Source organism: Campylobacter sp. JMF_04 NA10, from assembly GCF_027737655.1.
GTDB lineage: Bacteria > Campylobacterota > Campylobacteria > Campylobacterales > Campylobacteraceae > Campylobacter_B.
This window is the reverse complement of record NZ_JAOVTZ010000001.1, coordinates 243,595-269,912: the sequence shown is the minus strand read 5'-3', so window position 1 is coordinate 269,912 and position 26,318 is coordinate 243,595. Positions and strand designations below refer to the sequence as shown.

Genomic DNA, 26,318 nt, shown 5'->3' with positions numbered 1-26,318 from the left:
TAATGGCTAAATTTAGTTATAATCAGTGAAATTTTAATGAAGGGAAAATATGCAAACAGCTGACATTTTAGTTTTGGATTTTGGTTCGCAATACACGCAACTTATCGCGCGTAGGCTTCGCGAACAAGGTGTTTATACAGAGCTCATACCATTTGACGCCTCAATCGAGCAAATTTTGGCGAAAAACCCAAAAGGCTTGATTTTAAGCGGTGGGCCAGCGAGCGTGTATGCGAAGGACGCTTATTTTTGTGATGAGAAAATTTTTGATTTGGGCTTGCCGATACTTGGGATTTGCTATGGTATGCAGCTAATCGCGCAACATTTCGGCGCCTCTGTCGTGCCAGCAGCGAAAAAAGAATTTGGCAAAGCAAGCCTAAAACTACTTCGTTCAAATAAGCTTTTTAACGGCGTCAATGATAATTCGACCGTGTGGATGAGCCACTCGGACAAGGTCGCTAGCCTGCCAGAGGATTTCGAGGTTTTGGCGTGTTCGGACGAGAGCGAGTGGTGTGTGTTTGGCAATGACGCGAAGAAAATTTACGCATTGCAATTCCACCCAGAGGTGCAACACAGCGAGTTTGGAGATCAAATTTTAAAGAATTTTGCAAAAGAGATTTGCGGGTTAAGTAGTACTTGGAATATGGGAAGCTTCGCAAAAGAGCAAATCGCTAAAATAAAAGCAAAAGTAGGCAATGATAAAGTCCTTTGTGCTGTAAGTGGCGGCGTGGATAGCTCTGTTGTGGCTGCGCTTTTAGCTCATGCAGTGCCTGAAAATTTGATCGTAGTTTTTGTAGATAACGGGCTACTTCGCACAAACGAAGCAAGGCAAGTCGAAGAGATGTTTAAACTCAAACTTGGCGTAAATTTAATCAGCGTCGATGCGAGCGAGCTTTTCCTAAGCCGCTTAAAAGGCGTAACTGAGCCAGAGAAAAAACGCAAAATCATCGGCGAGACTTTTATCGAAGTTTTTGATAAGGAAGCCAAAAATTTTGAAAATGTAAAATATCTAGCACAAGGCACACTTTATACCGATGTGATCGAAAGTTCGCCAAGCGGGGCAAGTAAGACGATAAAAAGCCATCACAATGTAGGCGGACTGCCTGAGTGGATGAAATTTGAGCTAATCGAGCCATTGCGTGAAATTTTCAAAGACGAAGTGCGCCAACTTGGGCTTGAACTTGGGCTTTCGCGAGATGTCGTATTCCGCCACCCTTTCCCGGGACCAGGCCTAGCGATTCGCATAATGGGCGAAGTAAATACGCCAAATTTAGAGCTACTTCGCAAAGCTGATGTGATTTTGCGTGAAGAGCTAAAATCGAGCGGTTGGTATGATAAAACTTGGCAGGCATTTTGCGTGTTATTAAATGTCCGAAGTGTCGGTGTCATGGGCGATAACCGCACTTATGAAAATGCAGTTTGTATCCGCGTAGTCGATGCGAGCGACGGCATGACGGCTAGTTTTTCGCGCCTTCCTTACGACCTGCTAGAAAACTGCTCACGCCGCATTATAAACGAAGTAGAAGGCATAAATAGAGTAGTTTATGATATTTCAAGCAAACCACCTGCAACCATCGAGTGGGAATAATTTTTAATTTGACGGGCGTTTTGCCCGTCTTTTTATTTTTTTCGCAAATTTAATCTCAAAATAAACGCCAAATTAAATTTATCCACAAACGCCATTGTAAGGCGAGTGGAGAGTTTTGTTTTATTTTTTAGCATTTTTCGTGCAGTGGCGAAAAACGGCGTTTTGCTTAAAATTTCACACTCGCACTTACTGGCAAATTCGCCTCCATTTTGCACGCAAAACTCCATTTTAGCCATATTTTCGCCAAATCTACTTACATAAAAATTCGCGCATCTTATGCCAAATTTTGTCGTAGCGTCAAAAATGAGTTCGGAATTTTTAAAATTTGCCTTTAAATTTGCGATTAAATTTAATATTTTTGTTTCGGTAAAATACATAAAAACGCCGTTTGCGACAAAAATCGTAGGCAAGCTTTTATCTAAAATTTCTGTCCATTTCATATCAAACAAATCGCCACTAATCAGAGTTTCATTATCATTTTGTGGTAGCAAATTTTGCCTAAATTCGATAACTTCCGCCAAATCAACGCTGTAAAATTTCGCCCCATTTTTGCCGAAACGAAACGCCAAAGTTTCCAAGCCACAGCCCAAATTTACGACATTGCAAACGCCGTGCGTAGCAATGAAATCCTTTATCATAATGTCGGTTTCATAGTATCTTGCAGCAGAAGCCAAAGACTCGTATTCGGACGAAATTTTTAGGAATTTTTGCGGGATTTTATCTTCAAATTTCATCGCAGTTTCATCGTAAAAATACTGCTTGAAATTTTTACTTGCATGAATTCTTGCAATCAACGGAATAAATAGCGTATTTGCGATTTTATTTTGCATAAATATCCTTTTTACGGGATTTTTTAATTTTCAATAACGATATATTTTATCAAAAAATGCTTAAATTTCTCAGTCCAATGTGTTTTTGTAGGCTTTTAGCGTCAGGGCGGTGATTACAAGCACGATTAGGCAAAGCGGGGCAAGGTTTGGCAAAACATCGGCAAATTGCGCGTTTTTTAGCATTATCGCGCGACAAATTCGCAAAAAATATGTCAGTGGGAAACACTGTCCCAAAAACTGTGCCCAGCTTGGCATGCCTAAAAATGGGAACATAAACCCACTCAATAGCATTGATGGAAGCATTACGAAAACCGACATTTGCAGGGCTTGGGTCTGGTTTTTGGCGATTGTCGATATCAAAAATCCTAATGCTAAATTGCAAACAATGAAAATAAACGAACAGAAAAAAAGCAGTGCCAAAGAGCCTAAAATAGGCACTTCAAAGAGAAATTTCGCCATTATGATTATGAGAGAGGTTTGCACAATGCCAATGAAAACAAACGGCGTGATTTTGCCAATCATCACTTCGAGCGGGGTTACTGGCATGGAGAGCAGATTTTCCATCGTGCCTAGCTCGCGCTCCCTCGTCAGCGATAGTGCCGTCATCATAACGCCGGTAAAAATCAAAACCATGCCGATTAGCCCAGGGATTATGTTGTATCTCGTAAATCCCTCTGGGTTGAAATTTCGGTGAAGCAGAATTTCAAATGGCGGATTTTTGGTGCGCAGATGAGCCATATTTCCTTTAAATTCTTTATTTATCACGCTTTGGCTGACCCCAGAAATCGCGCTTATAGCCGACGATACAGCCACTGGATCGCTAGCGTCTGCTTGAAGCAAAATTTTAGGATTTTCAGCGCGGATTATACCCTTGGTAAAATTTTCGCCTATATTTAGCACGAACAAAACTTTTCCCTGTTTTAGGAGCTTTTCGCCGGTTTTATCATCTGAGATTTCGGCGACTATCCTAAAATAGCCCGAATTTTCAAGCCCACTTACAATGCTTCTGCTAAGCGGCGAATTGTCCCTGCAATTAAGCGCCATGGGCAGGTTTTTGGGGTCCATATTTATGGCGTAACCAAACATCAAAAGCCAAATTATCGGGATCGCCACGACCATGCCAAATGTAGTTTTATCGCGTCTTAGCTGGATTAGCTCTTTTTTGACGAGGGCTTTTATGCGCGCTAGCCTCATTTAAGCGCCTTTTTTAGGTAATACACAAAGGCATCTTCTAGCAAAACCTCGCTTTTTTGCCACGAAAGTTCGTGCTTAAATTTATAGGTTTGCAGGATTTTTTCTAGGCTTTGCTCATCTTCGCCACAAATTCGCAAACTCTCTCCAAACATCGCTGTGGTGGTGATTTCGTCCATGTTTTGCAAAATTTGCGCCAAATTTGCCAAATTTATTCCGCCAAGTATAAACGAAAAAAGCCCAGTTTGCCTAGCGACGCTTTTTGGCGTGCCTTTGACGACGATTTTGCCATTTGCGATATAGACCAACTCATCGCAACGCTCAGCCTCGTCCATATAGTGCGTGCTCAAGCGTGGTAATTCCCTCGTCCCTGAGCCTGCCAAGCTCGTCCCAAAACTCGCGCCTAGCCTTTGGATCGACGCCTGCTGTGGGCTCATCAAGCAACAAAATTTCAGGCTTGTGCAGTATGCAAGCACTAAGCGCAAGTCTTTGTTTCCAACCGCCAGAAAGTCCCCTGCTTAGCTGATTTTGTCTATCTATAAGGCCTAAGTTTGCAAGTGTTTCGTCGATGATTGTTTTCGAATTTGGGATTTGATAAATTTGGGCTACAAATTCTAAATTTTCCCTTATCGTCAAATCTTCCCAAAAGCTGAATTTTTGGGTCATGTAGCCGACTTTTTTGCGGATTTTATCGCTTTGGGTCAAAACATTGTATCCTAAAACCTGACCTTTTGCGCTATCTGGGGTCAAAAGTCCGCAAATTAGCCTGATTGTCGTGGTTTTGCCACTGCCGTTGGGGCCTAAAAATCCGTAAATTTTGCCACGCGGGACTTGAAGCGAGATATTTTTTATGACCTCTTTGCCTCCGAAACTTTTTCTTAGCTCGCTAACATCGATTGCAAATTCGCTCATTTTATTCTCACGCTAACGCCCAAACCCGGCTTAAATTCGGTGTTTGGTGCAAAGGTCGCTTCGAGCATAAAGACCATTTTTTCTCTGCTTGCGACGCTGTAAATCACGGGCGGAGTAAATTCGGCGCTTGGCGAGATATACGAGATCACAGCTGGTTTTTCGCCCTCGCAGCCGTCGCACGAAACTCCGATTTCATCGCCGATTTTGAGCTTTGCAAGGATTTTTTGTGGCACAAAAAATCTGACTTTGATATTTTGCGGTTCTAAAATCGATAAAACCGGGCTATTTGCGCCGACAAATTCGCCTTTTTTGAAATAAATATCGTAAATTTGACCGCTGTGTTGCGAGACGGCTGTGTTTTTGGCAAAGATTAATTTTGTTTTTTCTAAATTTTGCTCGGCAATGGCGATATTTGTTTTTGCGATTTCGATTTCATCGTCCCTTGCGCCAAGGTTAGCTGTTTGTAACACTGCCTCGAATTCCGCGACTTTGGCTTTTGCGGTGTCGAAATTCGCAGATTTTTGGTCGAATTCGGATTTGCTTATGGTGTTTGATTTGAAAAGTTTTTGCGCTCTAAAAAACTCTTTTTGTGCGTTTTCGAGTGCGATTTTAGCGGAATTTAACTGCGCATTTAGGGCAAAGATTTCGCTTTGTCTTTTGCCTTTGATTAAATTTTCGTAGTTTGATTTTGCCTTATTTACTTCGTTTTGGGCGATTTTTAGATCCGCTTCGCCAAGAGCCTTATCTACGCAAAAAAGTTTATCTTCTGGCGAAATTTCTTGCCCTTTTTGCACATAAATTTCATCTAAAATCCCAGAATTATACGGCGAAATATAGGTAAATTCAGCCTCTATGTAGCCATTTAGTAGCTCTTGCGAGTTTGCAAACGAAAAAAGGAAAATTAGCAAAAAGAAATTTTTCATAAAATACCCAAAAATTGAAATCTGGCGATTATATCAAAAGAAAAATAAAATTTATATAGGTTTTAAGCCAAACACTTTAAGGATTAAAAATTATGTGGATAAAAAAGTGGTGTCCTGCGTTGGATTCGAACCAACGGCCCCCTCATTAAAAGTGAGATGCTCTACCGACTGAGCTAGCAAGACACGGATTGTAAAGTAAGTGGCGCGATGGATGGGGCTCGAACCCACGACCTCCGCCGTGACAGGGCGGCATTCTAACCAGCTGAACTACCATCGCACAAGTGGTGGTCGCTATAAGACTCGAACTTATGACATCCACCTTGTAAGGGTGGCGCTCTACCAACTGAGCTAAGCGACCATTTATTAAAAATGAAGTGTGATTATATATCGATTGATATTAAATTTCGCTTAAATTGGAGAAAAAAATCGAATTTTTTGCTATACTCACGCAAAGCTAAATTTAATAAGAAAGAGTTATGAGAAATTTTATACTGATTTTATTTTTTTCATTGCGATTGTTTGGGTATTCGCACGCAGATATTACAAATTCTGTCGCGTATGTCGCCACAAACGAGGGCGTCAAACCCGAAATTTTATACACAATCGTAAAAATCGAAAGCGATTTTAACCCCTTTGCGATTTCATTTCTCACAAATAAAGCAAACGCCGATTATTTCGCCACCCTAAGCAGTCCAAATGCGCGAATTCGCACGAGCAATTACAGCTTAAATCGCTCCAAATGGGTCGTGGCAATCCACCCTATAAACGAAGCCTACGCAATCCAAATCGCAAAAGAACTCTACGAAGACGGCTTTCCTATCGATGTGGGACTTGGTCAGCTAAATGCCGTAAATTTCGACAAAAGCGAGATTGATTATATCTTCAACCCCGTTTATAATCTCACAAAATGCGCCAAAATCCTGCGCAAATGCTGGAACGCCAAAAACAAAAACATAAAAGACACAATCGAGTGCTATAATTACGGCATGCGCAAACGCTACTCCAACCCCTACTACAAGCGATTTTACGAGCATTACGAGAAGATGTTTGGCAAGCCGTATTAAGATTAATTATTAATTAAATTTGGTTAAAATAGCCGAAATTTAAACAAAGGATAGAAAATGATTTTAATCGCAGGACCTTGCGTCATCGAAAGCAAAGAGCTAATTTTCGCGGTGGCTGAGAAGCTTCGCAAATTTCACGAAATGGACGGGATCGATTTTTATTTTAAAAGCAGTTTTGATAAGGCAAACCGCACGAGTATTGCAAGCTTCCGCGGTCCGGGCTTAAAAAAAGGTTGCGAGATACTAGCCGAAGTAAAAGAAAAATTTGGCTTTAAAATTTTAACAGATATTCACGAGAGCACCCAAGCTGCGCCTGTGGCGGAGGTCGCTGATGCGTTGCAAATCCCGGCGTTTTTGTGCCGCCAGACTGATTTGCTCGTAGCCGCTGCTAAAACAAAAGCGGTAGTAAATATCAAAAAGGGGCAGTTTCTCGCACCGCAGGCGATGAATCACAGCGTGAAAAAAGTCCTTGAAACGCGTGGCGTAAAAAGCTCAGGTTACGCAGCCGCCAAAGAAAACGGCGTGTGGCTGTGCGAGAGAGGAAGCACCTTTGGATACGGAAATCTCGTCGTAGATATGCGAAGTTTCCCGATAATGCGCGAGTTCGCGCCCGTGATTTTCGACGCGACACACAGCGTGCAAATGCCAAGCGCAAATGGTGCGACAAGTGGCGGAGACGCGAGATTTGTGCCATATCTAGCGCGCGCAGCTGCTAGCGTGGGAGTCGATGGGTTTTTCTACGAAACACACCTAAATCCGTGCGAAGCACTTTGTGATGGTCCGAATATGCTAAATTTGGACGAATTAGAAAAAAATATAAATGAAATTTTGGCGATTAAAAGGGCTTTGAATTTTGAAATTTAAAGGGGTTGTAATGCCTAAAACAATTTATATATTTTATATACTTTTTGCGATTTTTTTGAGTGGTTGTGGTGCAAAAGGCGCGAAATTTGAGCATTTTGTCGAACCGCAAAATAATAATGCCATAGTTTATGTTTATAGACAAACAAGTGCCATGGGGGCGTTGGTGCGCACTACGGCTTACTATGATAATGGAGATGGTGCGAAAGAAATCGGCACGATAAGCAATGGGGCGTATGCAAAAGTCGAAATTCCTGCAAATATACAAACGAAAATTTATGTTGGTATCCCCGAGTGGGGCGAAACAATCGTGGCAAAAGTAGGAGAGACTTTATGTTTCAAATATGGTTTAAAAGAAAATGGCACTGTTTTCAATGGATATACCTATGCGCCGATTTACACGGCGTTTCTTTATAGGGTAGATTTACAAACTTGCAAAAAAGAGATTGTAGAGACGCAACTACACAGCAAATAGCTAAATTTCGGCAAATTTCGCCTTTAAATTTGCCGAAATTTTTAATTTTATTTAGAGTAAAAGCAAAATTTAGCAAAAAAATAGTATAATTCACACTTTTGAGCTTTTCGTCTAGCGGCCCAGGACGCTACATTCTCAGTGTAGAAACGCGCGGTTCAAATCCCGCAAGGCTCGCCATTTGCGCTAAATAATCCCTCTTCGCCCAATGTGTAAATTTTATCCGCCACGGCACCTATAAATTTCTCATCATGGCTCACGATAATCTCGCTAATATCGAGGTTTTTTAGTATTTTTGCGACGCGCGATTGCATAGCAAAATCAAGCCCGGTCGTGGGCTCATCGAGCAAAACTATCTCAGGCTCGCACACGATCACCCCGGCAAGTGCTACGAGTTTTTTCTCGCCGCCACTTAGATGATACGGCACGGCGTCCCTTAAATGCGAGATTCCAAAGCGTTGCAAAATCTCATCAACTTGGATTTTTATCTCATTTTCGCTTAAAATTTTTCGCGGTTTTATGTGGTGATTGTGTGGCGTGGTGAAAATTTCGCTAGAATTTTCGCTGGAATTTTGCTCTAAATTTTTGCCCGAATTTTTACGGAAAAATTTTAAAATTTTAGCCTTTTTTGCGCCCCCGTTTTGCCCCTTTTTTATCGCTTCGTTTCGCGCCCTAAGCCCAAATGCGACATCGTCAAAGACATTGGCGCAGATAAATTGCTCGTCGGAATTTTGAAACAAAAATCCGATATTTTGGCGAAATTTCGCAAATTCTTTGACGCTAGAAATTTTTTCGTGAAAAATCTCGATTTCCCCGCCACTAGGCGCTCTTAACCCGCACAAAATCTCCAAAAGCGTGGTTTTTCCGCGACCATTTTCGCCCAAGATTACGATTTTTTCCTTGTGCGCGACATCTAAATTCAGCCCCACAAAAAGGCTTCTCTCGCCCATTTTCGCGCTTAAATTTCTAAGTTTTACCGAACAGCTCAAATCATCTCTCCAAGCCTTGCAAAAAGGCAAATTAATACAAAAAATAAAAATCCAATGTCAAACGCGCCAAATTTCTCTTTGGCGAAGAAAAATTTCCCGCTAAATCCGCGCGTAATCAGGGCGTTTTGCAGATTTTCTGCCCGCCCTAACGCCCCCAAAATCAGTAGCGCGACGCAGTTTGCGTAGGTTTTGTAGCTGAAAATCGAGCTTTTCGCCCTAAATCCACGCACCAAAAGCACGGTTTTTTGGCGATCTAACTCCGCGCGCAAAAATGCGATAAATTTCACACAAAAATAAAAAATCGATGAAATTTTATCCCCAAGCCCTAAATTTCGCACCCCGCGTGCCAAAAAATACTCGTCCCTCTTCCAAAAAATCAAAATTGCAAAAAGCATAATCAAATTTGCTCTAAAAAACACAAGCAGTGCAAAGTGCGAATTTTGCGCTATTAGCGCGCTTAGTATCATAAAAAATACAAAAATATTTAAAATCGCAAGTTTTCTAAAAATCTCTTTAAAATCGGCAAAATTTAGCACCAAAAGAGCCAAAACTGGCAAAAAATAGCTAAGATAAATTTTGCCCCCAAGTGCGACAAAAAAGCTATAAATCACAAAGCAAAGTAGGCTAATTGCGGCGTTTTGGCAGGGGTTAAAAGTTTTGATTTTTGATCCTTATTTGCGTTTTTTTATGGCGTAGAGTGCGCCAAAAATCGCGAAAATTATAGCCAAACTAAGCGCAAAATTTAATAAATTTTGGTTTGATGAATTTTTTGGTTCAAGCGAATTTTGCAAAATTTCGCTCGAATTTTGATCTAAATTTTGGCTTTGCAAATTTTGCGAATTTCCACCTAAATTTTCTACTTTAAAATTTATTTTTTTCGCATGACCTGCGCCGCCGTAAATTTCGATTTCGTATTCCCCAGCGCCCAAATTTAGGCTTAAAACGCCAGTTTTATCGGTTTTTGCTTCCAGTAATACTGCGCCGTTTTGGCTGATTTTTACATCGCAGTTTTGGCAGGGCGAATTGCCGTAAAAAAAGCTTTTTATACGCACATTTTCCCCGTCTTGGCTAGCAAAAGCTTTGAGCGAGTGAGCCGGGGCAGTATTTGCCAAAACAAGCGCAAACAGCGCAAAAATGAGCCTTTTCATAGCAAAATTTCCTTTTTTACCCGCACGATAAATTTCAGCGCAAACAGCGCGATAATCCCCTCCAAAACCGCCAAAACTGCCGATTCTAGCGAGATTAGCGTGATGATTGTGTAAAATTCCTTGCCACTAGCAAAAAGGATTAAATCCAAAAGTAGCGTCGAGATGAGTATCGGCACCGCTCCTGCTAGGAAAAACGCCGTCGTGGCGGGCATTTTAGCATTTTTCCACGCACGCACAAACACTGCGCCCAAAACGGCTGGAAAGCCGATGATTGCGGTATTTACGCCCAAAATCGTAATCCCGCCAAATCCAAAGAAAACCCCTTGAAGCATGAGCCCCACAAATATCGCTAAAATCGCGTCAGCACCCAATACTGCGCCGATTAATCCGCCCAAAATCAAATGCACGGAGCTTGCGCCCACTGGCAAATGGATAAATGAAGCGATGAAAAAAATCGCGCTCATACACGCTACTTGCGGGATTTTCTCCACTTTTAAGCGGTATGCGAGATACGCCACCACGGGCGCACTTATCGCCCAGCCTGAGATTAAAATTTCGCTTGATAAAACGCCTTCGCTAATGTGCATTTAATGTCCTAAATTTCGTAATTTTAAATGAAATTTCGCTCAAATTTGAGCTAAATTTATAGGTAAAATTTGCGCCAAATTTCTCGCTTAAATTCATACTAAATTTCGCTCCGATTTTCCTGTCAAATTTCACGCGCAAAGCCCTATTTTTCGTAATCTTTGGTCTGCACCCAAAGCACCGCGCCAAGCTCGACGCCGTATTCCTTGCCCTCGTGCGTGATTTTTTCGTCATCATCTATTAACGCCGCAAAGCCCCAATGCCCAGATAGGGGCATCGTAAAGCAAAATTCTCCGTTTGCATTAGTCTTTACAACCTGCGTGATATGGTCCTCGCTTGGGGCTTTCAGGGCGGATTTGTTGTAGTGCTCGACCTCGACTTCTACGCCCTTAGCTGGGGCATTTTTGTATAATACTGTCCCGCAAAATGAGTTGCCCGCATATAGTCCAAATGGGCGCGTAAGTGGCACGATTTCGGCTTTTAGCCCCACTGGCTCGTCCCAGCCCTCGCCGTATCCGTAAGCGTCGATTATGGTTTTTGTCTGGTGGCGGATAAATTTTTCTTCGGCTGGTTCGAAATATGGCTTAGGATCGAAGTAAAACTGATAAATTCCTGGTTCTTTGACCTCAAATTCGGCTGTGAAATAAGCGTTTTCGCCATCTTTTTGCGCTTTTAAATTTTGTAAAAACGGCTTTTTCTCGCCATTTATCCAAATTTCAGCCACATTTGGAATTTCTAAATTCATGCGATTTTGCTCGAAAGGGTGAGTGAATTCATAAACTAAATTTAGCTTGTTTTTGGCTTCGTCTTCGATAGTATCACTATCTGCCAAAATCACGCCAAAGTGCGCAAATGACGCTGTTGCGGCGCAGGTTAGAAGGGATAAAATTTTAAATTTCATATTCGCTCCTTGTGAAAAATTTCGGTTTCGTAATATTACAGAATTTAGCTTAAAATAACACTAAAAATTTTTAGATATTATAAAATTCCGCTTAAATTTGAGCTCTTTATATTTTTAAAGTAAAATTTCGCTAAAATCCAAAAATTTTTATTTCACGGAGAAAGATATGATAAATTTACGACTAATCGAAACAAATTTTGACGAATTTAATAAAAAACTAATCGCCAAAAAAGTCCCCTCAGACACTCTAAAAAGCCTACTTGACGCTTATAATGAGTTAAAAGAAAAAAAGACAAATTTGGAAAATTTGCAAGCCGTGCAAAACGCCAAAAGTAAAGAAATGGGCGTAATCGCGCGAAATGGTGGCGACGCCAAAGCCCTAAAAGCCGAGCTTGACGCAAACAAAGCAAAAATCGCAGAACTCGGCGCAGTGGTTGTCGAGTGCGAAGAAAAGCTAAATAGTGTGGCAGCCGTCGTGCCAAATATCATCGATGATGATGTCCCATTTGGTGCAGATGAAAACGAAAATGTCTGCGTAAAAACCGTGCTAGAACCAAGGCAATTTGACTTTACGCCAAAAGAGCATTTTGAACTTGGCGAGAGCCTTGGTTGGCTAGATTTCGCTCGTGGCGTGAAGCTTAGCGGTAGCCGTTTTACCGCACTTCGTGGGCTTGGTGCGAAGCTAAATATGGCGCTGATAAATTATATGATTGATTTTAACAATAGCCGTGGTTTTGAGCTTGTAAATATGCCATTTTTGGTGCGTGATGAGATACTTTACGGCACGGGACAGCTACCCAAATTTAAAGACGATCTTTACAAGGTCGATGATGACGAGCTAAATCTCTATCTCATACCAACTAGCGAAGTTACGGCGACGAATTTATTCAACGATGAGATTATCGAAAGCGCGAATTTACCGATAAAGCTTACGAGTTATAGCCATTGCTTCCGCAAAGAAGCGGGTTCGGCAGGTCGAGATACTAGGGGCATGATTCGTCAGCACCAGTTCGAAAAGGTCGAGCTTGTGGCGATTACACGCCCAGAAGATAGCGCAAAAATGCTAGATGAAATGGTCTCTTGCGCTAGTGATTTACTAGCTTCTTTGGGCTTACCGCACCGCCATATGGTGCTTTGTAGCGGAGATTTAGGATTTAGTGCAGCCAAGACAATCGATCTTGAAGTCTGGCTTCCTGGACAAAATAAATATAGAGAGATTAGCTCGATTTCAAATTGTCGTGATTTTCAAGCTAGACGCGCGAAAATCCGCTATAAAGATGAAAATAAGAAAAATGCGTTAGTGCATACGCTAAATGGCTCATCTTTGGCAGTAGGACGCACACTAATAGCCGTTATGGAAAACTACCAACGCGCCGACGGAAGTATCGAAATCCCAAAAGTTTTAGAAAAATATATGTAGGTTTTGGCTTTTTCGCAATGACACATAATCTGTCACCCTGAAATACTGCGCCGAAATCTTATCGTCATTGTAAGCGAAGCAAAATTTACTTTATTTTGTCATTGCGAGCGAGTATAACGAGCGAAGCAATCCAGGGAAATTCAAAAAAAATTTTAATTTACAGAAAAATTTATCGTAATTTTAAATTCATAAAATTTTTGAAATTCTCCCTAAATTTTACTGGATTGCCACGCGAGCAAAGCTCGTTCGCAATGACACGGAATTTGCGTTTTGGTAATTCTTACTCGTAGATTGCTTCGATTTTCTTACGAAAATCTCGCAATGACAGATTAAACAAATTTCACGCTCGTAAATTCTCGCAATGACAAATCAGACAAATTTTCAGAAAAATAAATCAAACAAATTTAACCACCCAAATAACAAAAATAAAAAATCCGCTAAACCCCTTGATTATTCACATTTTTAAAGGTTAAATTTATATTTATTTTAAGCGATTTAGTAATAAAATAGAGAAAATTTTTACACATAAAATGATGGAGGTCATATTATGAAAAAAGAAAAGGTATTTAGCAGGGCGTTATCTGCTATGTTGATTTTGTTTGGAGTTAGCGTTGGCGCGTTTGCAGACGATGATGCGTATGCGGATTATGACGATACTCATCATATCAAGATAGTACCAGCTTTCGAAAGAGCAAATGAGATTCCAAATAGTGGCGAAATTCCTTCTGATTCTCGCGGGGCTCATTTAGGAGATATTACATACGGTGGAACGGCGACGGGGACTAATCTATGGGGAGGTCTTGCTCCTACAAATCCAAATGGTTCGCAAAATAAGTGGTATGATGAAAACGGAAAGAAACAATTAGTAAATTTTAGCGATGTGGATTTTATAAATATTTATGATCAAAGTAGTGCGCTTAAAGAGAGATTTGGTGGAAGTGGCACCTATGTATATGGCGATATGGTAACAGCTGGTAAGCCTATCATTAACCCTATGCCACTTATTGGAGATGGTACCCTCGGTAAGGCGCCTAATAGCTGGCAAGCCGGTTTTATCAACAACGGTGGCATAAGTGGAACTAAAAATAGTGCTGCTGATATGGTTAAGCTTCCAAAGGGTGTGACGAAAGATGATATTGTCTTTGCGAGACTTTATTGGTATGGTCACTTGTTTAATGATAACAAAAAACTAAATGACTCTTATGGTTCTGAGAACTGCACGCAAGCTGAGTTAGATGAGGTCGCGAAGCTAAAAAGAGAGGGCAAATTAGACCAAAGGGCTAGTTGTAAAAGATTGCCTAAGGTTCTCAAAATAGATGAGATTAAAGGCTATCAAGATGTAAAGGTAAAGATTGCTGGTTCTACTTATGATGTTAGTAGAGAAATTTGCAATGGATACTTTGCCTATAATTCATCTAGGGGTGGTTTAGATGGTAATAATCAAAGATATGCTATGATGTATAACTGCTCTGCTGATATCACTGATAAAATTAAGGCAAATTTTACAGATTATGATGAGACTATAAATGTAGCAGTTGGTAACATCAATGCTAGCTCCGTAGATCCAAGAAAAGGCGATGGCGTAAGCAATCAAGTATATAGACCAGCCAATGCTGCTATGGCAGGGAATTTAGATGGTGGTTGGTTGAATATAGATGCTAAGCTTCTTCCATTTGGTGGCTGGCAATTGGTAGTGGTGTATGATAAGAGTATGAGATCGCAACAAAAACTTCTTGCTGATCCTAGTAAGGTAGGTGCTAGCAATAGAGATGATGCAAAAAAATATTTGGATACATATTTTAAACCAAAAAATATTACTTTATATGATGGTCTAACATCGCTAGAACCAGATACTTCTGGAAATAAAAATATTACAGCTAATTATGCTTTGACTGGATTTTTTACTCCAAAAAGTGGTGAGATCCAAGGCAAACTGATAATGGGAGCTTTGGGTGCAAATGGTGGTTTGAGTCCAAACCAAGGTGAGGGTATTTTTATCGCAGAAAATATGGAAAATGTCACTAGGCTAGATACCAACACCTATAATAGCCCAAATTTCTTTAATGGTTCAAAGACTTGGCTGACAGTAAATAGCGATGGAAAATATGTGCTTAATGGCGCAAGTGGTTATCATCAAGGTTTTGACTTAGATGAATTTGATATTTCAGATAGGCTTCGAAAGGAACAAAATAAAATGGCGGTAAGAATAGTAGCCGCTCCAAACCCTGGCGGAACTACAAACCGTTCTATGGTTTCGTTTATGGGTGTTTCAATCGATATGTATGTCCCTAAACTATGCTATGTTCAGAGATTTTATGATACGAGCGGTTGGATGGGATTTTATGATTTGGCGACTGGTGAGAAAAAAACTACCCCAGATAGCAATATCCCTACCGTGCAACGCGTAGTAGCTGGTGAGACGCTGTATTATCGAACAGAGATCCGCAACTATGACGCCAACGGCGAAGATGCATATGATCTAGAAGTCCAGCTAAACAAAGGTGCTTATAATACCTACCAACCAAATTCATCTGGTGTAGATAATACTACGCTAGAATCTGAGAAAATAAGTGAAGCAAACTATGTATATATCGCCGATAATCTACCTGGTGCATATTCTACTCAAAAAGATAGAGCCAACAATACAAACTCGCTAGCTAGCTATAATGGCAAGACTTTGATGAAGCTTGTAAATAATACTCCAAGATTTTATCTAGGAAGCAATGCTGGATCTAGCGGAAGTGATAACCCTAATGGAGGCGGTAGGCTAAATATCGGACAATCTGCATATATGGAATTTAACGCTACCGTCGGCAATACCTTTGCGTATAATCCTATGAGTTATAGAGCTACTTATAAGATGAGACTTGCTAATTCGACAGAGCTTATTACTCTGCCAGAGGCTGAGCTTTCGATGTGCGAGGGTGAAACTACCCAAGATGTAGAAATTGCGTTTTTAAATGGTCTTAAAATCGTAAATCAAAATTTTGAAGATTTAAAAGATACAGATAAGACAAATAAACAAGATGACAGACTATATACCCAAGTGGCTGAGTTGCCGTTTAAGGTAAATATGGTATTTAGACCTGATATTAATGATTTGTTCCCATGCCCTACTGAGAATTTGGATGATAAAACAGGCGATTGCTCTGATTGGAATAAAAAGAATTCTCGCGTAGATTTGTGCGATGCGTTTAGTAATATTTTTCATCGTGTAGGCGAACATTGCGTACCTATAAATACAAAAGAGTTGCCAAATGGTAGAATGGGAATCGACTATCCTAATGCTGATGGTAGCTTGAAAAAATTTGACCTAGAAGGTCCGATTTTCTTATCTGCAATTAGAGCTAGCGACAAGGGTGGTTGCTACTATATCGACAACAAAACAAAGCTTCCGTTTAAATTCAACGGTGTGCGAGGAGTCGATCACAATACGAAATTCCAAGAGAAACAAACAGATGAGAAACTAATCGTTCCTATCGATGAGGTGGAGATAGAAGACGCCTTTAAGGGCGTAACATTTATGTTTAGTTACTATCCAAGAGGACTAGAAAATTTCGTTGCGACTAGACCGATAAATTTGGAAAATTTAGCTCTTGACATAATGGTACTGTTTTGTATGATTATAATGCTACTAGTGGCGAGTTTGTCGCTATCGAAAATGTAACACAGTATTATATCAGATTGCAAACAGAGCGTTTATATGAAAAATATATAAACAAAAAAATGGATTTGCCACAATCTGTAACTAATCTACTTGAACGATATGGGGTAAGTAGATATAAAATCGAGCTAGAAGTGTCTAAAAAACACGAATTAGAGGTTGCATGGTTAAATGATACATCGGGCAATGATGAATTTAAAGATGAAAGAGAAGCCTTTAATGCGGATTTGGCTAAGATTTTAGAAGAGATCAAAACCGCTCAGTCGTATTTCGGAACAGAGATGTCAGCTGACGGGTCTTTCCATATTTGTGATAGTGATAACTTCGTAGTCAGACCTGCGTATTTTGAAGCAGATATGAGTGCTACCGATAAATATGCAAAATTGGTAAATCCTGCCGCTACCGGTGATATTACTGAGAAATTAGATGAAAGAAATAGCAATGATTTGCGTGTAGGTGGCGACTATAAATCAAATATAGATGTGCTAAGTAAGGTATTTTATGCAAAGAGCTATAAAGGCAATTCAGTGCCGAACTATTATGGTATTTTAGGTGGAGATCTAAGCAAACTTAGATTTAGCCAAAGAGATAGTTATACAAATGCTTCTTTGGATGTAGATAAAGATACTGCGTATTTGGCATATAGAGAAACTGCGACTTATCTAAAACCATTTATTTCTGGTGCTTGCCGTGAAAATATATCTGGACAATCTTATTATATAGAAAAGGACTTAGCAGATCAAGACGGACTTAAATCGACAGTTGGAACTTGTGCAAATGTGCCTGTGCCTTATGCTGGATTAGTATATAAATATGGCGAAGGTAAATATGAGTTGGATAGCAATGCTATATCTAAACTCTCAAAAGGCGATCCTAAAAAAGCTGAATTTGGTAAAGTGCTCAAAATCGAAAACTGCTTAATAAATGGCAAGGATTTTGATGCAAAATATGATAGGGTTTGGGATAAAGACGCTATAAGTATGATAGCTGATTTTAGTGTGAAAAATATCAATGTTACAGATGGTGCAGCCAAACTCAAAAGATATAATGCAAATGAACTTAGAGCACAAGGTCTTTTGGAGGCGAATAAAAAAGATAAACGCCCAGCTGCTTTATATACTTCGACATTGTATGCCGATAAAAATAAAGATAATCCAAAGGGCGAAATTTTTAACTACTATAATGTCGGCGATGTAATGGTAAATATCTATGACAACTCATGGACAGATGATTATGCAGATCAAACCTTTGATTCTAGGGAACAACCTGCACCTAAGAGCCAGGATATGCAAGATAAGTATTGGGGAACAAAATGTGTAATCAACTCTACCAGCAATGTCCATGATGATAGGGGTAGAATCGGTTGTGATGTCGGTATAAAACAAGCTAGTGACAAAGATGCGGAAAGAGCATTGGGACTAGTGCTTAGATATCAACCAAAAAAAATTGGAATTTCTATGACCAGTTTGGATAACGGAACATACGGATTGTCTTGGCTTGGTGAAGATACTGATGGCGACGGTATTCCTGATGCTACTACTGCTTATGATGCAAATGCTTCGCGTTTTAGTAGTTATGACAACAATATAACCGGTGCTACAACCGCTGCTTTTACATATTTTAACTCTGTTGATATAGAGAATAATTTGTTTATTGATGTGCTTGGAGATGGTACAAATTATGTTAATCCAGCTAATAATAAAGCGGTAACAAATCAGCTAGATCAATTAGCTATGTTGAAATTCAATGCTGTTGCTTATTTAGATGATAGCGTTTATAAGGATATAGTGGCTACATTGTATGATGGAAGAATGGCGACAAATTCTAATGGTACTTCACAACAAGTTTGTGGATTTGCAAGTGATATGGATGTGGATGTGACATTTGGTTACGATTGTGCTAGTGCTACTGGTGCTAACGACGGTCGTTGTGCAACTGGGGTTACTGCTAGTACGATTACAAACGAATCAAATTATATTCCGTATCCTGATTTAGCAACAATGTCATTTAGAATTCCTCGTGGAACCTCCTTCCTTACTACCGGTGAGTGTGTTGCTAGTGCGAATTATGATAGTAGATGTTATAAGTATAATGTCAAACAAATAACTGCTACTGGTGTTAGAGAAGAGATGACTAGTGGTGTTGATCAATGGCAGCTTCCTATACCTTTAAATCAAGCTATTAGTTATTATACCGATGCGAGTTTGAATAGTGGATTTGTCCATAGGTTAGATACAGATAGTCAAATGAATCCTAAAATAGCAAATTTTGCCTTGATGGCTCGTGGATTTAAAGAGGGTAAAACTCCAAATGCAACCGTTTATTTTAACTTTGACAGAATGCAAAAAAATCCTAGTTTGCCGGTTTTAATTTACGCTAGTGATTTTGGTTTTTCTCGTGTGGCTCTTGATGGAGGAAATGGAAAAATTCAACCGGCGAAATTCGATAAAGATTTAAAAATTATCCCTTATACAGTGTCTGAAATTGCAGGCTCAAAAGTGGAAATGGGTTCAGGAGTTGAATTATTTAATGAAAACTTTGATGAATATATAACAAGGATTGCAAAAGGCGTAGATAAAGCGACTGTTATAAATAGTGTAAATAGCACTAACGATGCGACATATAGCGATGGAACATCATATACAAATTTCGCTGACAATATCGGAACATACGCATATTTTGTCTATGGTAAATCTTACGATGTAAGCGATGGTGAAAATGTATATGAAGGTGTAACTGGCGCACCTATATCAATTCCTATCAACGAATATCTATATTGTGGTAAAACCAATTTAAATGATTGTTTTGTTATGCCTGCACCAAGAACTGGTTTAGAATATCTTGTCCCTGCGGCAAATGTTTTTGGAATCCTTAATCCTAGTGAGCTCATTAATACTAATAAAAGTAATGGTTGGGTTATAAATACTCTCGCAACAGGTACAAATATTGCCAATAGATTTGTTTCTAGATACACATCTACAAATGCTGGTGTAAGAGTGGCTACGGCGGCTGATCCAAATGATGGAGCTGGTTTTGCAAATGGAGTTCAGACTATTACTATAAATTCTGGAAATCGCGCAGCTTCTACTATCAGGATACTTACAAATCCTTGGCTTATCCATACCCCTGCACATGATAGAACTAGGGTGTATGAGGAAGATAGAGTAGGAAGAAATGATTACGCTTCTTCTTATGCAGCTTCTGGTGTGCCTCAATATTATAATCCTATTGAGGTGAGATTTAACCCTGCTGGTTCTTGGATGGGTGAAGGTACTATCAAAGGTAAGGCAGATGATGTCGGTAACTTTGTAGGAGAAAGCGATGCAAGTGCTTCAACTGGTGGCACAAATGAAAGTGCGGGAAGAACCTACCGCAATAGGCGTATCAGTTGGTAACTTTCACGCCAGTTAAAATTTAAAGCCTAGCCTTGGTGCTAGGCTTTTTTAAATTTAATCAAATTTAAAAAAATAGTAAAATTTAAATTAGGAAGACATTTGAAAAATATACGAAATTTCAGCATTATTGCCCATATAGACCACGGCAAAAGTACCCTTGCAGACAGACTAATCAGCGAGTGTAAGGCGGTCGAAGATCGTCAAATGAGCTCGCAAATCATGGATACTATGGATATCGAAAAAGAGCGCGGTATCACTATCAAGGCCCAATCCGTGCGCCTAGAATACGAGCTTGGTGGCGAAAAATATGTCCTAAATCTCATCGACACCCCAGGCCATGTGGATTTTAGCTATGAAGTGAGCAGAAGTCTGGCTAGCTGCGAGGGCGCGATACTCGTCGTCGATGCCAGCCAGGGCGTGCAGGCTCAAACTATCGCAAATGTCTATATCGCCCTAGAAAACAATCTCGAAATCATACCTGTGCTAAACAAAATCGACCTTCCATCAGCAGATCCTGCGCGCGTCAAGGACGAGATTGAGCATATAATCGGACTTGATTGCTCGGAAGCAATCGAAGTAAGCGCGAAGACTGGGCAGGGCATAAAAGAGCTATTAGAGGCGATTATTACGAAAATCCCAGCCCCTAAAACCGATGAAAACAAGCCATTAAAAGCACTTATTTATGATAGCTGGTTTGATAACTATCTTGGCGCACTCGCCCTTGTGCGCATTTATGACGGAGTGGTCAAAAAAGGTGATGAGGTCTATGTCATGGGCACTGGCGGTCGCCATGAGGTGCTAGGGCTTATGTATCCAAACCCTCTTGCGCCGATTAAAACAAACGCCGTGCGAAGTGGCGAGGTCGGTATCGTAGTAATGGGGCTAAAAAATGTCAGCGATGTGCAAGTCGGCGATACGATTACGCTCTATCGCAACCAAGCCTCCCAGCCAATTGGTGGCTTTGAAAAGGCAAAGCCTTTTGTGTTTGCTGGAATTTACCCCGTAGAGACCGATAAATTCGAAGAGCTCCGCGACGCGCTAGATAAGCTCAGCCTAAATGATAGCTCACTTAGCTACGAGCCTGAGACCTCGCTTGCGCTTGGATTTGGCTTTCGTGTGGGGTTTTTGGGCTTGCTTCACATGGAGGTTGTCAAAGAGCGTTTGGAGCGCGAGTTTAACCTCGATCTAATCGCTACTGCGCCGACTGTTACTTATGAGGTCTATCTCACAGACGGCTCTATCAAGCGAATCCACAGCCCTAGCGAACTGCCTGAGCCAAACTATATAGATCATATCGAAGAGCCTTATGTGCGCGCTACAATCATTACGCCGAGTGAATTTTTGGGGAATTTAATCACGCTTTTAAATTCTCGCCGTGGCGTGCAGACCAAAATGGACTATATCACGCCAGAGCGTGTTTTGCTCGAATACGATGTGCCGACAAATGAGATTATTATGGATTTTTACGACAAGCTCAAATCCTGCACCAAAGGCTATGCGAGTTTCGATTACGAGCCTAGCGATTATAGGCGTGGAAATTTGGTCAAACTCGATATTCGTGTGGCTGGTGAGGCTGTCGATGCGCTCTCAATCATCGTGCCGGTAGAAAAGGCGCAGTCTAAGGGCAGGGATCTGGTAAAGGCGATGAAGGAAATCGTCCCGCGCCAGCTTTTTGAGGTGGCGATTCAGGCTAGTATCGGCAACAAAATCATCGCCCGCGAAAATGTCCGCGCCATGGGCAAAAATGTAACCGCTAAGTGCTACGGCGGCGATATCACGCGCAAGCGCAAGTTGCTCGAAAAGCAAAAAGAGGGCAAAAAGCGCATGAAGGCTATCGGCAAGGTGAATTTGCCTAGCGAGGCGTTTTTAAGCGTTTTGAAGATTGATTAAAATTTGGCTGTTTGAGGAATACTGCCCCGGATTTCTCGTGTGATTTTTGTCGCAGGAATTTTGGGAAATTTGTCTGTTTTGTCACTGCAAGAATTTGCAAACGGAAATTTGTTTAATCTGTCATTGCGAGCTTTCGCAGAAAGCGAAGCAATCCAGAAAAATTTCCAAAGAATTTCTAAATTTATAAATTTAAAATTTCGATAAATTTTTCTGAGAATTAAAATTTATTTGAATTTCCCTGGATTGCTTCGCTTCGCTCGCAATGACAGTAAATTTAGCGTTTGGTAATTTTGTTTCGTAGATTGCTTCGGCGCTACCACGCCTCGCAATGACAATAGCGAGCAAAATTTGTCTAATTTGTCATTGCGAGAATTTTGCGTCAGCAAAATTCGTGGCAATCTACGAATAAGAATTATAAAAAATGCGAATTTCGTGTCATTGCGAGATTTTCGCAAGAAAATCGAAGCAATCCAGTAAAATTTAGAGTGAGTTTTTTAAAATTCCATAAAATATAAATTCCGATAAATTTTTCTGCGAATTAAAATTTATTTGAATTTCCCTGGATTGCAATGCTGGGCTCGCAATGACAGCAAATTCGGCGTTCGGTAATTTTAAAGTCGTAGATTGCCACGCCGTGCAAGCACGGCTCGCAATGACAAATTAAAAGTCAATGAAAATCCCATGGATTAGCATGTTAGCTGCGTTTGCTTGCAAATGACAAATCAGGGAAATTTATAAGCCCAAATTTGGGCTTATAAAGTAGAATTTAGCTTAAAAATTGCTAAGGAAATCGTCTAGCAGAAGATATTTTTTATCAATACTGCCTTTGTAAAATTTCTCGAAAGTATCGGTGTATGCGTGTTGGAAAAACTCCGCCTTTGTTAGCTCAATAATCGCGTTATTTACGAAATTTATAAGCTCTGCGTTGCCTTTTTGCGCGCCCACACAGATATAATCTATCTCGCCTACGCTTTTGACGCCAGTTTCTAAGCTAGGATTATTCATCACAACTGCGGCGGCTGTGATATTTGTGTGCATGTAGCCATCGACTTCGTTTGATAGCATTTTTTCCGCGCACTCTACGCCATGTTCGCAGTAAGAAACATCAAAACTGTATTTTTGTGCATTTGTTTTGAGCCAATCATCGCTTGTGGTACCCTTTTGGACTATGATTTTTTTGCCTTTTAAATCAGATAGTTTTGTAACCCCGTCAGCTTTTCTGGTGACTACGACTTGCACATCTGCTAGGTATGGCACTGAAAAATCCACTTCCTTAGCGCGCGCTGGTGTGGCAGAAAAGTTGCCGACCACTAGGTCTAAATCGCCGTTTTTAAGCATAGGAAGTCTGTCTTTTGCCTCGATGACTACTAAGTCGATTGAGCCGTCGCTTCCTACTAGCTTTGTGCCGATTTCTTTGGCCAAAGATACCTCGAACCCCTCACTCTCGCCGTTTGCTTGCGAGCTAAATGGAGGCAGGTTTTCTCGCACACCGATTTTAACCTTTTTGCTTGATTGAATTTCTTGCAAAGAGGCACCAAATGCACATGCACAGCCAAGTGATAAAAGTAAAAACTTTTTCATTATATACTCCTATAAATGAAATTTTAGTTTTTTTTTAAAAAGATATTAGGAGTAATTTTACCGTGAAATTTTAAAATAAAATTTAAATTTCACGGCAAATGTAGTAAATTTCAATAATATTAGTATGAATTTTAACCAAAAAGGCTATTTACGCTCTCGTCGTGATATACGCGACGGATAACCTCGCCAAATAGCGATGTTACCGAGATGACTTTGATTTTATCGCACTCTTGGCGCAACGGAATCGTATCTGTGACGATTAGCTCATCTAGCGCGCCCTCATTTAGCCTCTCATAAGCTGGTCCGCTTAAAACCGCGTGTGTGCAAAACGCCATAACACTAGTCGCGCCCCTTTCCTTAAACGCAGCGGCGGCTTTGACGATAGTGCCGGCTGTATCGATCATATCGTCGATTAAAATCACATCTTTGCCATTTACATCGCCGATGATATTCATAACTTCGCTTTTGTTGGCTTCTTCGCGTCTTTTATCTACAATAACCATATCCAAATTTAACTTTTTAGCAAAGGATCTTGCGCGCGCCACACCGCCGACATCTGGGCTAGCGATGATAGGGTTTTTTAAATTTTTGTTTTTGAAATAGTCCAAAAACGCCAAAGAGCCATATAGATTATCTACCGGAATATCGAAAAATCCCTGAATTTGCCCAGCGTGTAGATCCATTGTCACCACTCTATCAATGCCCGCTGTTTGCATCATATTTGCGACGAGTTTGGCGCTGATTGGCACTCTTGGGGCTGCCTTGCGGTCCTGTCTAGCGTATCCGAAATACGGCACCACGGCTGTGATTGATCTAGCGCTTGATCTTTTTAGCGCGTCGCTTAGGATTAAAAGCTCCATTAAATTTGAGTTAGCCGGAGCGCAGGTCGGTTGTATGACAAAAACATCCTTACCGCGCACACTTTCGCCGATTTGCACACTAATCTCGCCGTCGCTAAATGTTTTGATAGAACACTCGCTAAGTGGCAGGGATAGGTATTTTGAGATTTTTTTTGCGAAGTCAGGATTGGCGCTTCCTGATACGATTTTATAGCCACGCATATTTTGCCTTTGTGATAAGATGAGCTCTAATTTTACACCAAAGCTGATAAATTTAAGCTAATTTTCTACGATTTTACTCGGTTCGCCGAAAAGATTTGCAAGCTCGGTTTTTAAAATTTCTTCCTTGCTCACAGCCTCGCTTGCAAGCTTGGCAAGCTCGTTTTTAGTTTTTTGCATATCAGGTTTAGTTACTTCGGCGCTGATTTCGTAATTGCTCAAATTTGTCTGATTTAGCAAATTTGGCTTGGGTAAATCCTTTGGCGGGGTTGTTAAATTCGGCTTTGGCTCCGCCTCGCGAAGTGGGGCGTTTTGGGTGATTGAAATTTTAGCATTTTCGCCAAAAGTCATTTTCAAAACGCTATTTATCGCCCTTGACGCGGCGCGCAAATACTCTTTGTCCTCGTTTTTGGCGCGCGAAATCAGATACAAAGTGGAGTTTTCAAATTTGACAAATTCAATGCAATTATCAAATTTCTCGCCCAGCTCGTAGCTTCTATCGTATAAATTTGAGAGAAATTTATCATACGCCGAATTCGCATTTAGCGTATCTGTGCCTGTTTTTTGCGCTACTTTTTGCTCTAAATCATTTAGTTTTTGGCTAGTGCTGTTTTGCGCAGGGGCTGGATTTTGCGCTGAATTTTGCGTTAAATTTGGCGCATTTCGCGGTGCGCTGAAATTTGCATTTGCCTGCGCGCTTTTTGGCGTAGCAAAATTTGGCGCAGTGCCCAAATTCGCCCCGCTTGCACCGCTATCACCAATGGATTTTGAAATTTCGATTAACTCGTCGATTTCTTGCAAATTCACAGCTTCCATCATCAAAAATATCATCATCAAAAGCGAGTAAGTATTATCCGAACTCACGCCTAGCATGCTTTTTGCGCCGGCTAAAATTCGGAAAAATCGCTCATAAATTAGCATACTAAATTTGGTATCATTTCGCAAAAATTTCTCTTTTAAATTTGCAATCATCTCGTCGATTATGGTCTCGGCGTTGTAGTTTTCGATCTCTTTGACGATTTCGATAGCGCCCACGCGGTCTTGGCGCAAAACGATTTCTAAAATTTCATTGATTTTGGCGGGATCTAGGAGCCCTAGCATATCGGCTACTGCGGTTTGCGTGACATTTTCTTCGCTATAAATTATGGCTTGATCTAAAAGCGTGAGAGTATCCCTGAGCGAGCCAGAACCGCTTCTAGCTAGGATTTTGAGCGCGCCGTTTTCGTAAGAAATACCCTCGTTTTGCAAAATCGCTTCAAGGTGCGAAATAATCGCTAGTTGGGCGATTGGTTTGAAACGGAAGTGTTGCGTGCGCGAAAGCACGGTCGCTGGTAGTTTGAGCGGGTCTGTGGTAGCTAGGATAAATTTCACATACGCAGGCGGTTCTTCAAGCGTCTTTAAAAGGGCGTTTGAAGCCTCTTTGGTAAGCATATGAACCTCGTCTATGATAAAAATTTTAAATCTCGCACTAGCCGGGGAGTATTTGGTCTGTTCGATTAGCTCCCTGATATCGTCGATTTTGCGGTGGCTTGCGGCGTCCATTTCGATGATATCGATATGGCGACCCTCGTTTGCCATGATACAGTTATCGCAACTCTCGCAAGGTTTCGAAGTGGGTCCGTGATCGCAAAGCAGGGCTTTGGCGAAAATACGCGCGGTCGAGGTCTTGCCAGAGCCTCTAAGTCCGCTAAAAAGATACGCATGTCCTAGTCTTGCGCCATCAAGTGCGTGCGCTAGGGAGCTTGCGATTGCGTTTTGTCCGATTAGGGCGTCGAAGTTTTTGGGTCTGTATTTTAGTGCGAGTGCTTGCAAAATTTCTCCTTGATTTAAAACCTTTAATGATACAAAA

General features: G+C 40.8%; 22 protein-coding genes and 4 tRNA genes. 9 read left to right on the top strand and 17 right to left on the bottom strand.

Going from position 1 to position 26,318, the window contains the following annotated elements; genetic code table 11:
• Window positions 1-49: 49 nt before the first annotated feature.
• Complete coding sequence (gene guaA / locus OFO12_RS01395) at window positions 50-1,585, top strand: glutamine-hydrolyzing GMP synthase (RefSeq protein WP_270869205.1); 1,536 nt, start codon at window positions 50-52, stop codon at window positions 1,583-1,585.
• A gap of 32 nt (window positions 1,586-1,617) precedes the next feature.
• Here guaA and OFO12_RS01390 read toward each other — a convergent pair whose 3' ends face one another.
• From OFO12_RS01390 to OFO12_RS01355, 8 genes are all read right to left on the bottom strand, one after another.
• Window positions 1,618-2,415 carry a class I SAM-dependent methyltransferase gene (locus tag OFO12_RS01390; protein WP_270869204.1) on the bottom strand — a complete coding sequence of 266 codons (798 nt, stop codon included), beginning with the start codon at window positions 2,413-2,415 and terminating at the stop codon, window positions 1,618-1,620.
• A 69-nt stretch (window positions 2,416-2,484) separates the two neighbouring features.
• Window positions 2,485-3,609, bottom strand: a complete 1,125-nt coding sequence (locus tag OFO12_RS01385; RefSeq protein WP_270869203.1) for an ABC transporter permease — start codon at window positions 3,607-3,609, stop codon at window positions 2,485-2,487.
• Entirely contained in the window at window positions 3,606-3,956 is a 351-nt protein-coding gene (locus OFO12_RS01380; RefSeq protein ID WP_270869202.1) for a hypothetical protein, read from the bottom strand. Before OFO12_RS01380 ends, OFO12_RS01385 begins: the two co-directional genes overlap by 4 nt.
• Window positions 3,928-4,518, bottom strand: a complete 591-nt coding sequence (locus tag OFO12_RS01375; protein WP_270869201.1) for an ABC transporter ATP-binding protein — start codon at window positions 4,516-4,518, stop codon at window positions 3,928-3,930. The genes OFO12_RS01380 and OFO12_RS01375 overlap by 29 nt, the downstream gene beginning before the upstream one ends.
• Window positions 4,515-5,441 (bottom strand): HlyD family secretion protein, encoded by a 927-nt coding sequence (locus OFO12_RS01370; RefSeq protein WP_270869200.1) that lies wholly within the window; start codon window positions 5,439-5,441, stop codon window positions 4,515-4,517. The genes OFO12_RS01375 and OFO12_RS01370 overlap by 4 nt, the downstream gene beginning before the upstream one ends.
• A gap of 107 nt (window positions 5,442-5,548) precedes the next feature.
• Window positions 5,549-5,624: transfer RNA gene (locus OFO12_RS01365), tRNA-Lys, on the bottom strand.
• Between the two features lie 17 nt (window positions 5,625-5,641).
• Window positions 5,642-5,718, bottom strand: a tRNA-Asp gene (locus tag OFO12_RS01360).
• Between the two features lie 5 nt (window positions 5,719-5,723).
• Window positions 5,724-5,799, bottom strand: a tRNA-Val gene (locus tag OFO12_RS01355).
• A gap of 118 nt (window positions 5,800-5,917) precedes the next feature.
• On the opposite strand from OFO12_RS01355, the gene OFO12_RS01350 reads away from it, so the two are divergent.
• The 4 genes from OFO12_RS01350 to OFO12_RS01335 all read left to right on the top strand — a co-directional run bounded on the left by OFO12_RS01350 (window position 5,918) and on the right by OFO12_RS01335 (window position 8,018).
• Window positions 5,918-6,505, top strand: a complete 588-nt coding sequence (locus OFO12_RS01350; RefSeq protein ID WP_270862130.1) for a transglycosylase SLT domain-containing protein — start codon at window positions 5,918-5,920, stop codon at window positions 6,503-6,505.
• Between the two features lie 57 nt (window positions 6,506-6,562).
• A complete protein-coding gene (gene kdsA, locus OFO12_RS01345) occupies window positions 6,563-7,369 on the top strand; it encodes a 3-deoxy-8-phosphooctulonate synthase (RefSeq protein ID WP_270869199.1) in 807 nt (268 codons plus the stop codon).
• A 10-nt stretch (window positions 7,370-7,379) separates the two neighbouring features.
• On the top strand, window positions 7,380-7,841 hold the full coding sequence (locus OFO12_RS01340; protein WP_270869198.1) for a hypothetical protein: 462 nt from the start codon (window positions 7,380-7,382) through the stop codon (window positions 7,839-7,841).
• A gap of 100 nt (window positions 7,842-7,941) precedes the next feature.
• Window positions 7,942-8,018: transfer RNA gene (locus OFO12_RS01335), tRNA-Glu, on the top strand.
• On the opposite strand, the gene OFO12_RS01330 is transcribed toward OFO12_RS01335, so the two are convergent.
• From OFO12_RS01330 to OFO12_RS01305, 6 genes are read right to left on the bottom strand one after another with little or no spacing between them, the layout of a single operon-like run.
• Entirely contained in the window at window positions 7,997-8,827 is an 831-nt protein-coding gene (locus tag OFO12_RS01330; RefSeq protein ID WP_270869197.1) for an energy-coupling factor ABC transporter ATP-binding protein, read from the bottom strand. The genes OFO12_RS01335 and OFO12_RS01330 overlap by 22 nt on opposite strands.
• On the bottom strand, window positions 8,824-9,456 hold the full coding sequence (locus tag OFO12_RS01325) for an energy-coupling factor transporter transmembrane component T (RefSeq protein ID WP_270869398.1): 633 nt from the start codon (window positions 9,454-9,456) through the stop codon (window positions 8,824-8,826). Before OFO12_RS01325 ends, OFO12_RS01330 begins: the two co-directional genes overlap by 4 nt.
• Window positions 9,457-9,498: 42 nt before the next feature.
• Window positions 9,499-9,975: a hypothetical protein gene (locus OFO12_RS01320; protein WP_270869196.1), complete on the bottom strand. Its 477-nt coding sequence runs from the start codon at window positions 9,973-9,975 to the stop codon at window positions 9,499-9,501.
• On the bottom strand, window positions 9,972-10,562 hold the full coding sequence (gene cbiM / locus OFO12_RS01315; RefSeq protein WP_270869195.1) for a cobalt transporter CbiM: 591 nt from the start codon (window positions 10,560-10,562) through the stop codon (window positions 9,972-9,974). The genes OFO12_RS01320 and cbiM overlap by 4 nt, the downstream gene beginning before the upstream one ends.
• Window positions 10,552-10,695, bottom strand: a complete 144-nt coding sequence (locus tag OFO12_RS01310; protein WP_270862124.1) for a hypothetical protein — start codon at window positions 10,693-10,695, stop codon at window positions 10,552-10,554. Before OFO12_RS01310 ends, cbiM begins: the two co-directional genes overlap by 11 nt.
• A gap of 10 nt (window positions 10,696-10,705) precedes the next feature.
• On the bottom strand, window positions 10,706-11,461 hold the full coding sequence (locus OFO12_RS01305) for a DUF4198 domain-containing protein (protein WP_270862123.1): 756 nt from the start codon (window positions 11,459-11,461) through the stop codon (window positions 10,706-10,708).
• 166 nt (window positions 11,462-11,627) lie between these two features.
• On the opposite strand from OFO12_RS01305, the gene serS reads away from it, so the two are divergent.
• From serS to lepA, 4 genes are all read left to right on the top strand, one after another.
• Window positions 11,628-12,881 (top strand): serine--tRNA ligase, encoded by a 1,254-nt coding sequence (gene serS, locus OFO12_RS01300; RefSeq protein WP_270869194.1) that lies wholly within the window; start codon window positions 11,628-11,630, stop codon window positions 12,879-12,881.
• Between the two features lie 547 nt (window positions 12,882-13,428).
• A complete protein-coding gene (locus tag OFO12_RS01295; RefSeq protein ID WP_270869193.1) occupies window positions 13,429-16,548 on the top strand; it encodes a hypothetical protein in 3,120 nt (1,039 codons plus the stop codon).
• On the top strand, window positions 16,497-19,940 hold the full coding sequence (locus OFO12_RS01290; RefSeq protein ID WP_270869192.1) for a hypothetical protein: 3,444 nt from the start codon (window positions 16,497-16,499) through the stop codon (window positions 19,938-19,940). Before OFO12_RS01295 ends, OFO12_RS01290 begins: the two co-directional genes overlap by 52 nt.
• Window positions 19,941-20,039: 99 nt before the next feature.
• Window positions 20,040-21,830 (top strand): translation elongation factor 4, encoded by a 1,791-nt coding sequence (gene lepA, locus OFO12_RS01285; RefSeq protein ID WP_270869191.1) that lies wholly within the window; start codon window positions 20,040-20,042, stop codon window positions 21,828-21,830.
• A gap of 771 nt (window positions 21,831-22,601) precedes the next feature.
• On the opposite strand, the gene OFO12_RS01280 is transcribed toward lepA, so the two are convergent.
• The 3 genes from OFO12_RS01280 to OFO12_RS01270 all read right to left on the bottom strand — a co-directional run bounded on the left by OFO12_RS01280 (window position 22,602) and on the right by OFO12_RS01270 (window position 26,284).
• Window positions 22,602-23,411, bottom strand: coding sequence for a transporter substrate-binding domain-containing protein (locus tag OFO12_RS01280; protein ID WP_270869190.1), 810 nt, complete (start codon window positions 23,409-23,411; stop codon window positions 22,602-22,604).
• Window positions 23,412-23,542: 131 nt separating this feature from the next.
• A complete protein-coding gene (locus tag OFO12_RS01275; protein ID WP_270859651.1) occupies window positions 23,543-24,472 on the bottom strand; it encodes a ribose-phosphate pyrophosphokinase in 930 nt (309 codons plus the stop codon).
• Between the two features lie 57 nt (window positions 24,473-24,529).
• Window positions 24,530-26,284, bottom strand: a complete 1,755-nt coding sequence (locus tag OFO12_RS01270; protein ID WP_270869397.1) for a DNA polymerase III subunit gamma/tau — start codon at window positions 26,282-26,284, stop codon at window positions 24,530-24,532.
• Window positions 26,285-26,318: the final 34 nt, after the last annotated feature.

Excerpts from the sequence above, each read along its gene's own strand:
- guaA (WP_270869205.1), top strand. The coding sequence starts at position 50 with ATGCAAACAGCTGACATTTTAGTTTTGGATTTTGGTTCGCAATACACG.
- OFO12_RS01390 (WP_270869204.1), bottom strand. The coding sequence starts at position 2,415 with ATGCAAAATAAAATCGCAAATACGCTATTTATTCCGTTGATTGCAAGA.
- OFO12_RS01385 (WP_270869203.1), bottom strand. The coding sequence starts at position 3,609 with ATGAGGCTAGCGCGCATAAAAGCCCTCGTCAAAAAAGAGCTAATCCAG.
- OFO12_RS01375 (WP_270869201.1), bottom strand. The coding sequence starts at position 4,518 with ATGAGCGAATTTGCAATCGATGTTAGCGAGCTAAGAAAAAGTTTCGGA.
- OFO12_RS01370 (WP_270869200.1), bottom strand. The coding sequence starts at position 5,441 with ATGAAAAATTTCTTTTTGCTAATTTTCCTTTTTTCGTTTGCAAACTCG.
- OFO12_RS01350 (WP_270862130.1), top strand. The coding sequence starts at position 5,918 with ATGAGAAATTTTATACTGATTTTATTTTTTTCATTGCGATTGTTTGGG.
- kdsA (WP_270869199.1), top strand. The coding sequence starts at position 6,563 with ATGATTTTAATCGCAGGACCTTGCGTCATCGAAAGCAAAGAGCTAATT.
- OFO12_RS01340 (WP_270869198.1), top strand. The coding sequence starts at position 7,380 with ATGCCTAAAACAATTTATATATTTTATATACTTTTTGCGATTTTTTTG.
- OFO12_RS01320 (WP_270869196.1), bottom strand. The coding sequence starts at position 9,975 with ATGAAAAGGCTCATTTTTGCGCTGTTTGCGCTTGTTTTGGCAAATACT.
- cbiM (WP_270869195.1), bottom strand. The coding sequence starts at position 10,562 with ATGCACATTAGCGAAGGCGTTTTATCAAGCGAAATTTTAATCTCAGGC.
- OFO12_RS01305 (WP_270862123.1), bottom strand. The coding sequence starts at position 11,461 with ATGAAATTTAAAATTTTATCCCTTCTAACCTGCGCCGCAACAGCGTCA.
- serS (WP_270869194.1), top strand. The coding sequence starts at position 11,628 with ATGATAAATTTACGACTAATCGAAACAAATTTTGACGAATTTAATAAA.
- OFO12_RS01295 (WP_270869193.1), top strand. The coding sequence starts at position 13,429 with ATGAAAAAAGAAAAGGTATTTAGCAGGGCGTTATCTGCTATGTTGATT.
- OFO12_RS01280 (WP_270869190.1), bottom strand. The coding sequence starts at position 23,411 with ATGAAAAAGTTTTTACTTTTATCACTTGGCTGTGCATGTGCATTTGGT.
- OFO12_RS01275 (WP_270859651.1), bottom strand. The coding sequence starts at position 24,472 with ATGCGTGGCTATAAAATCGTATCAGGAAGCGCCAATCCTGACTTCGCA.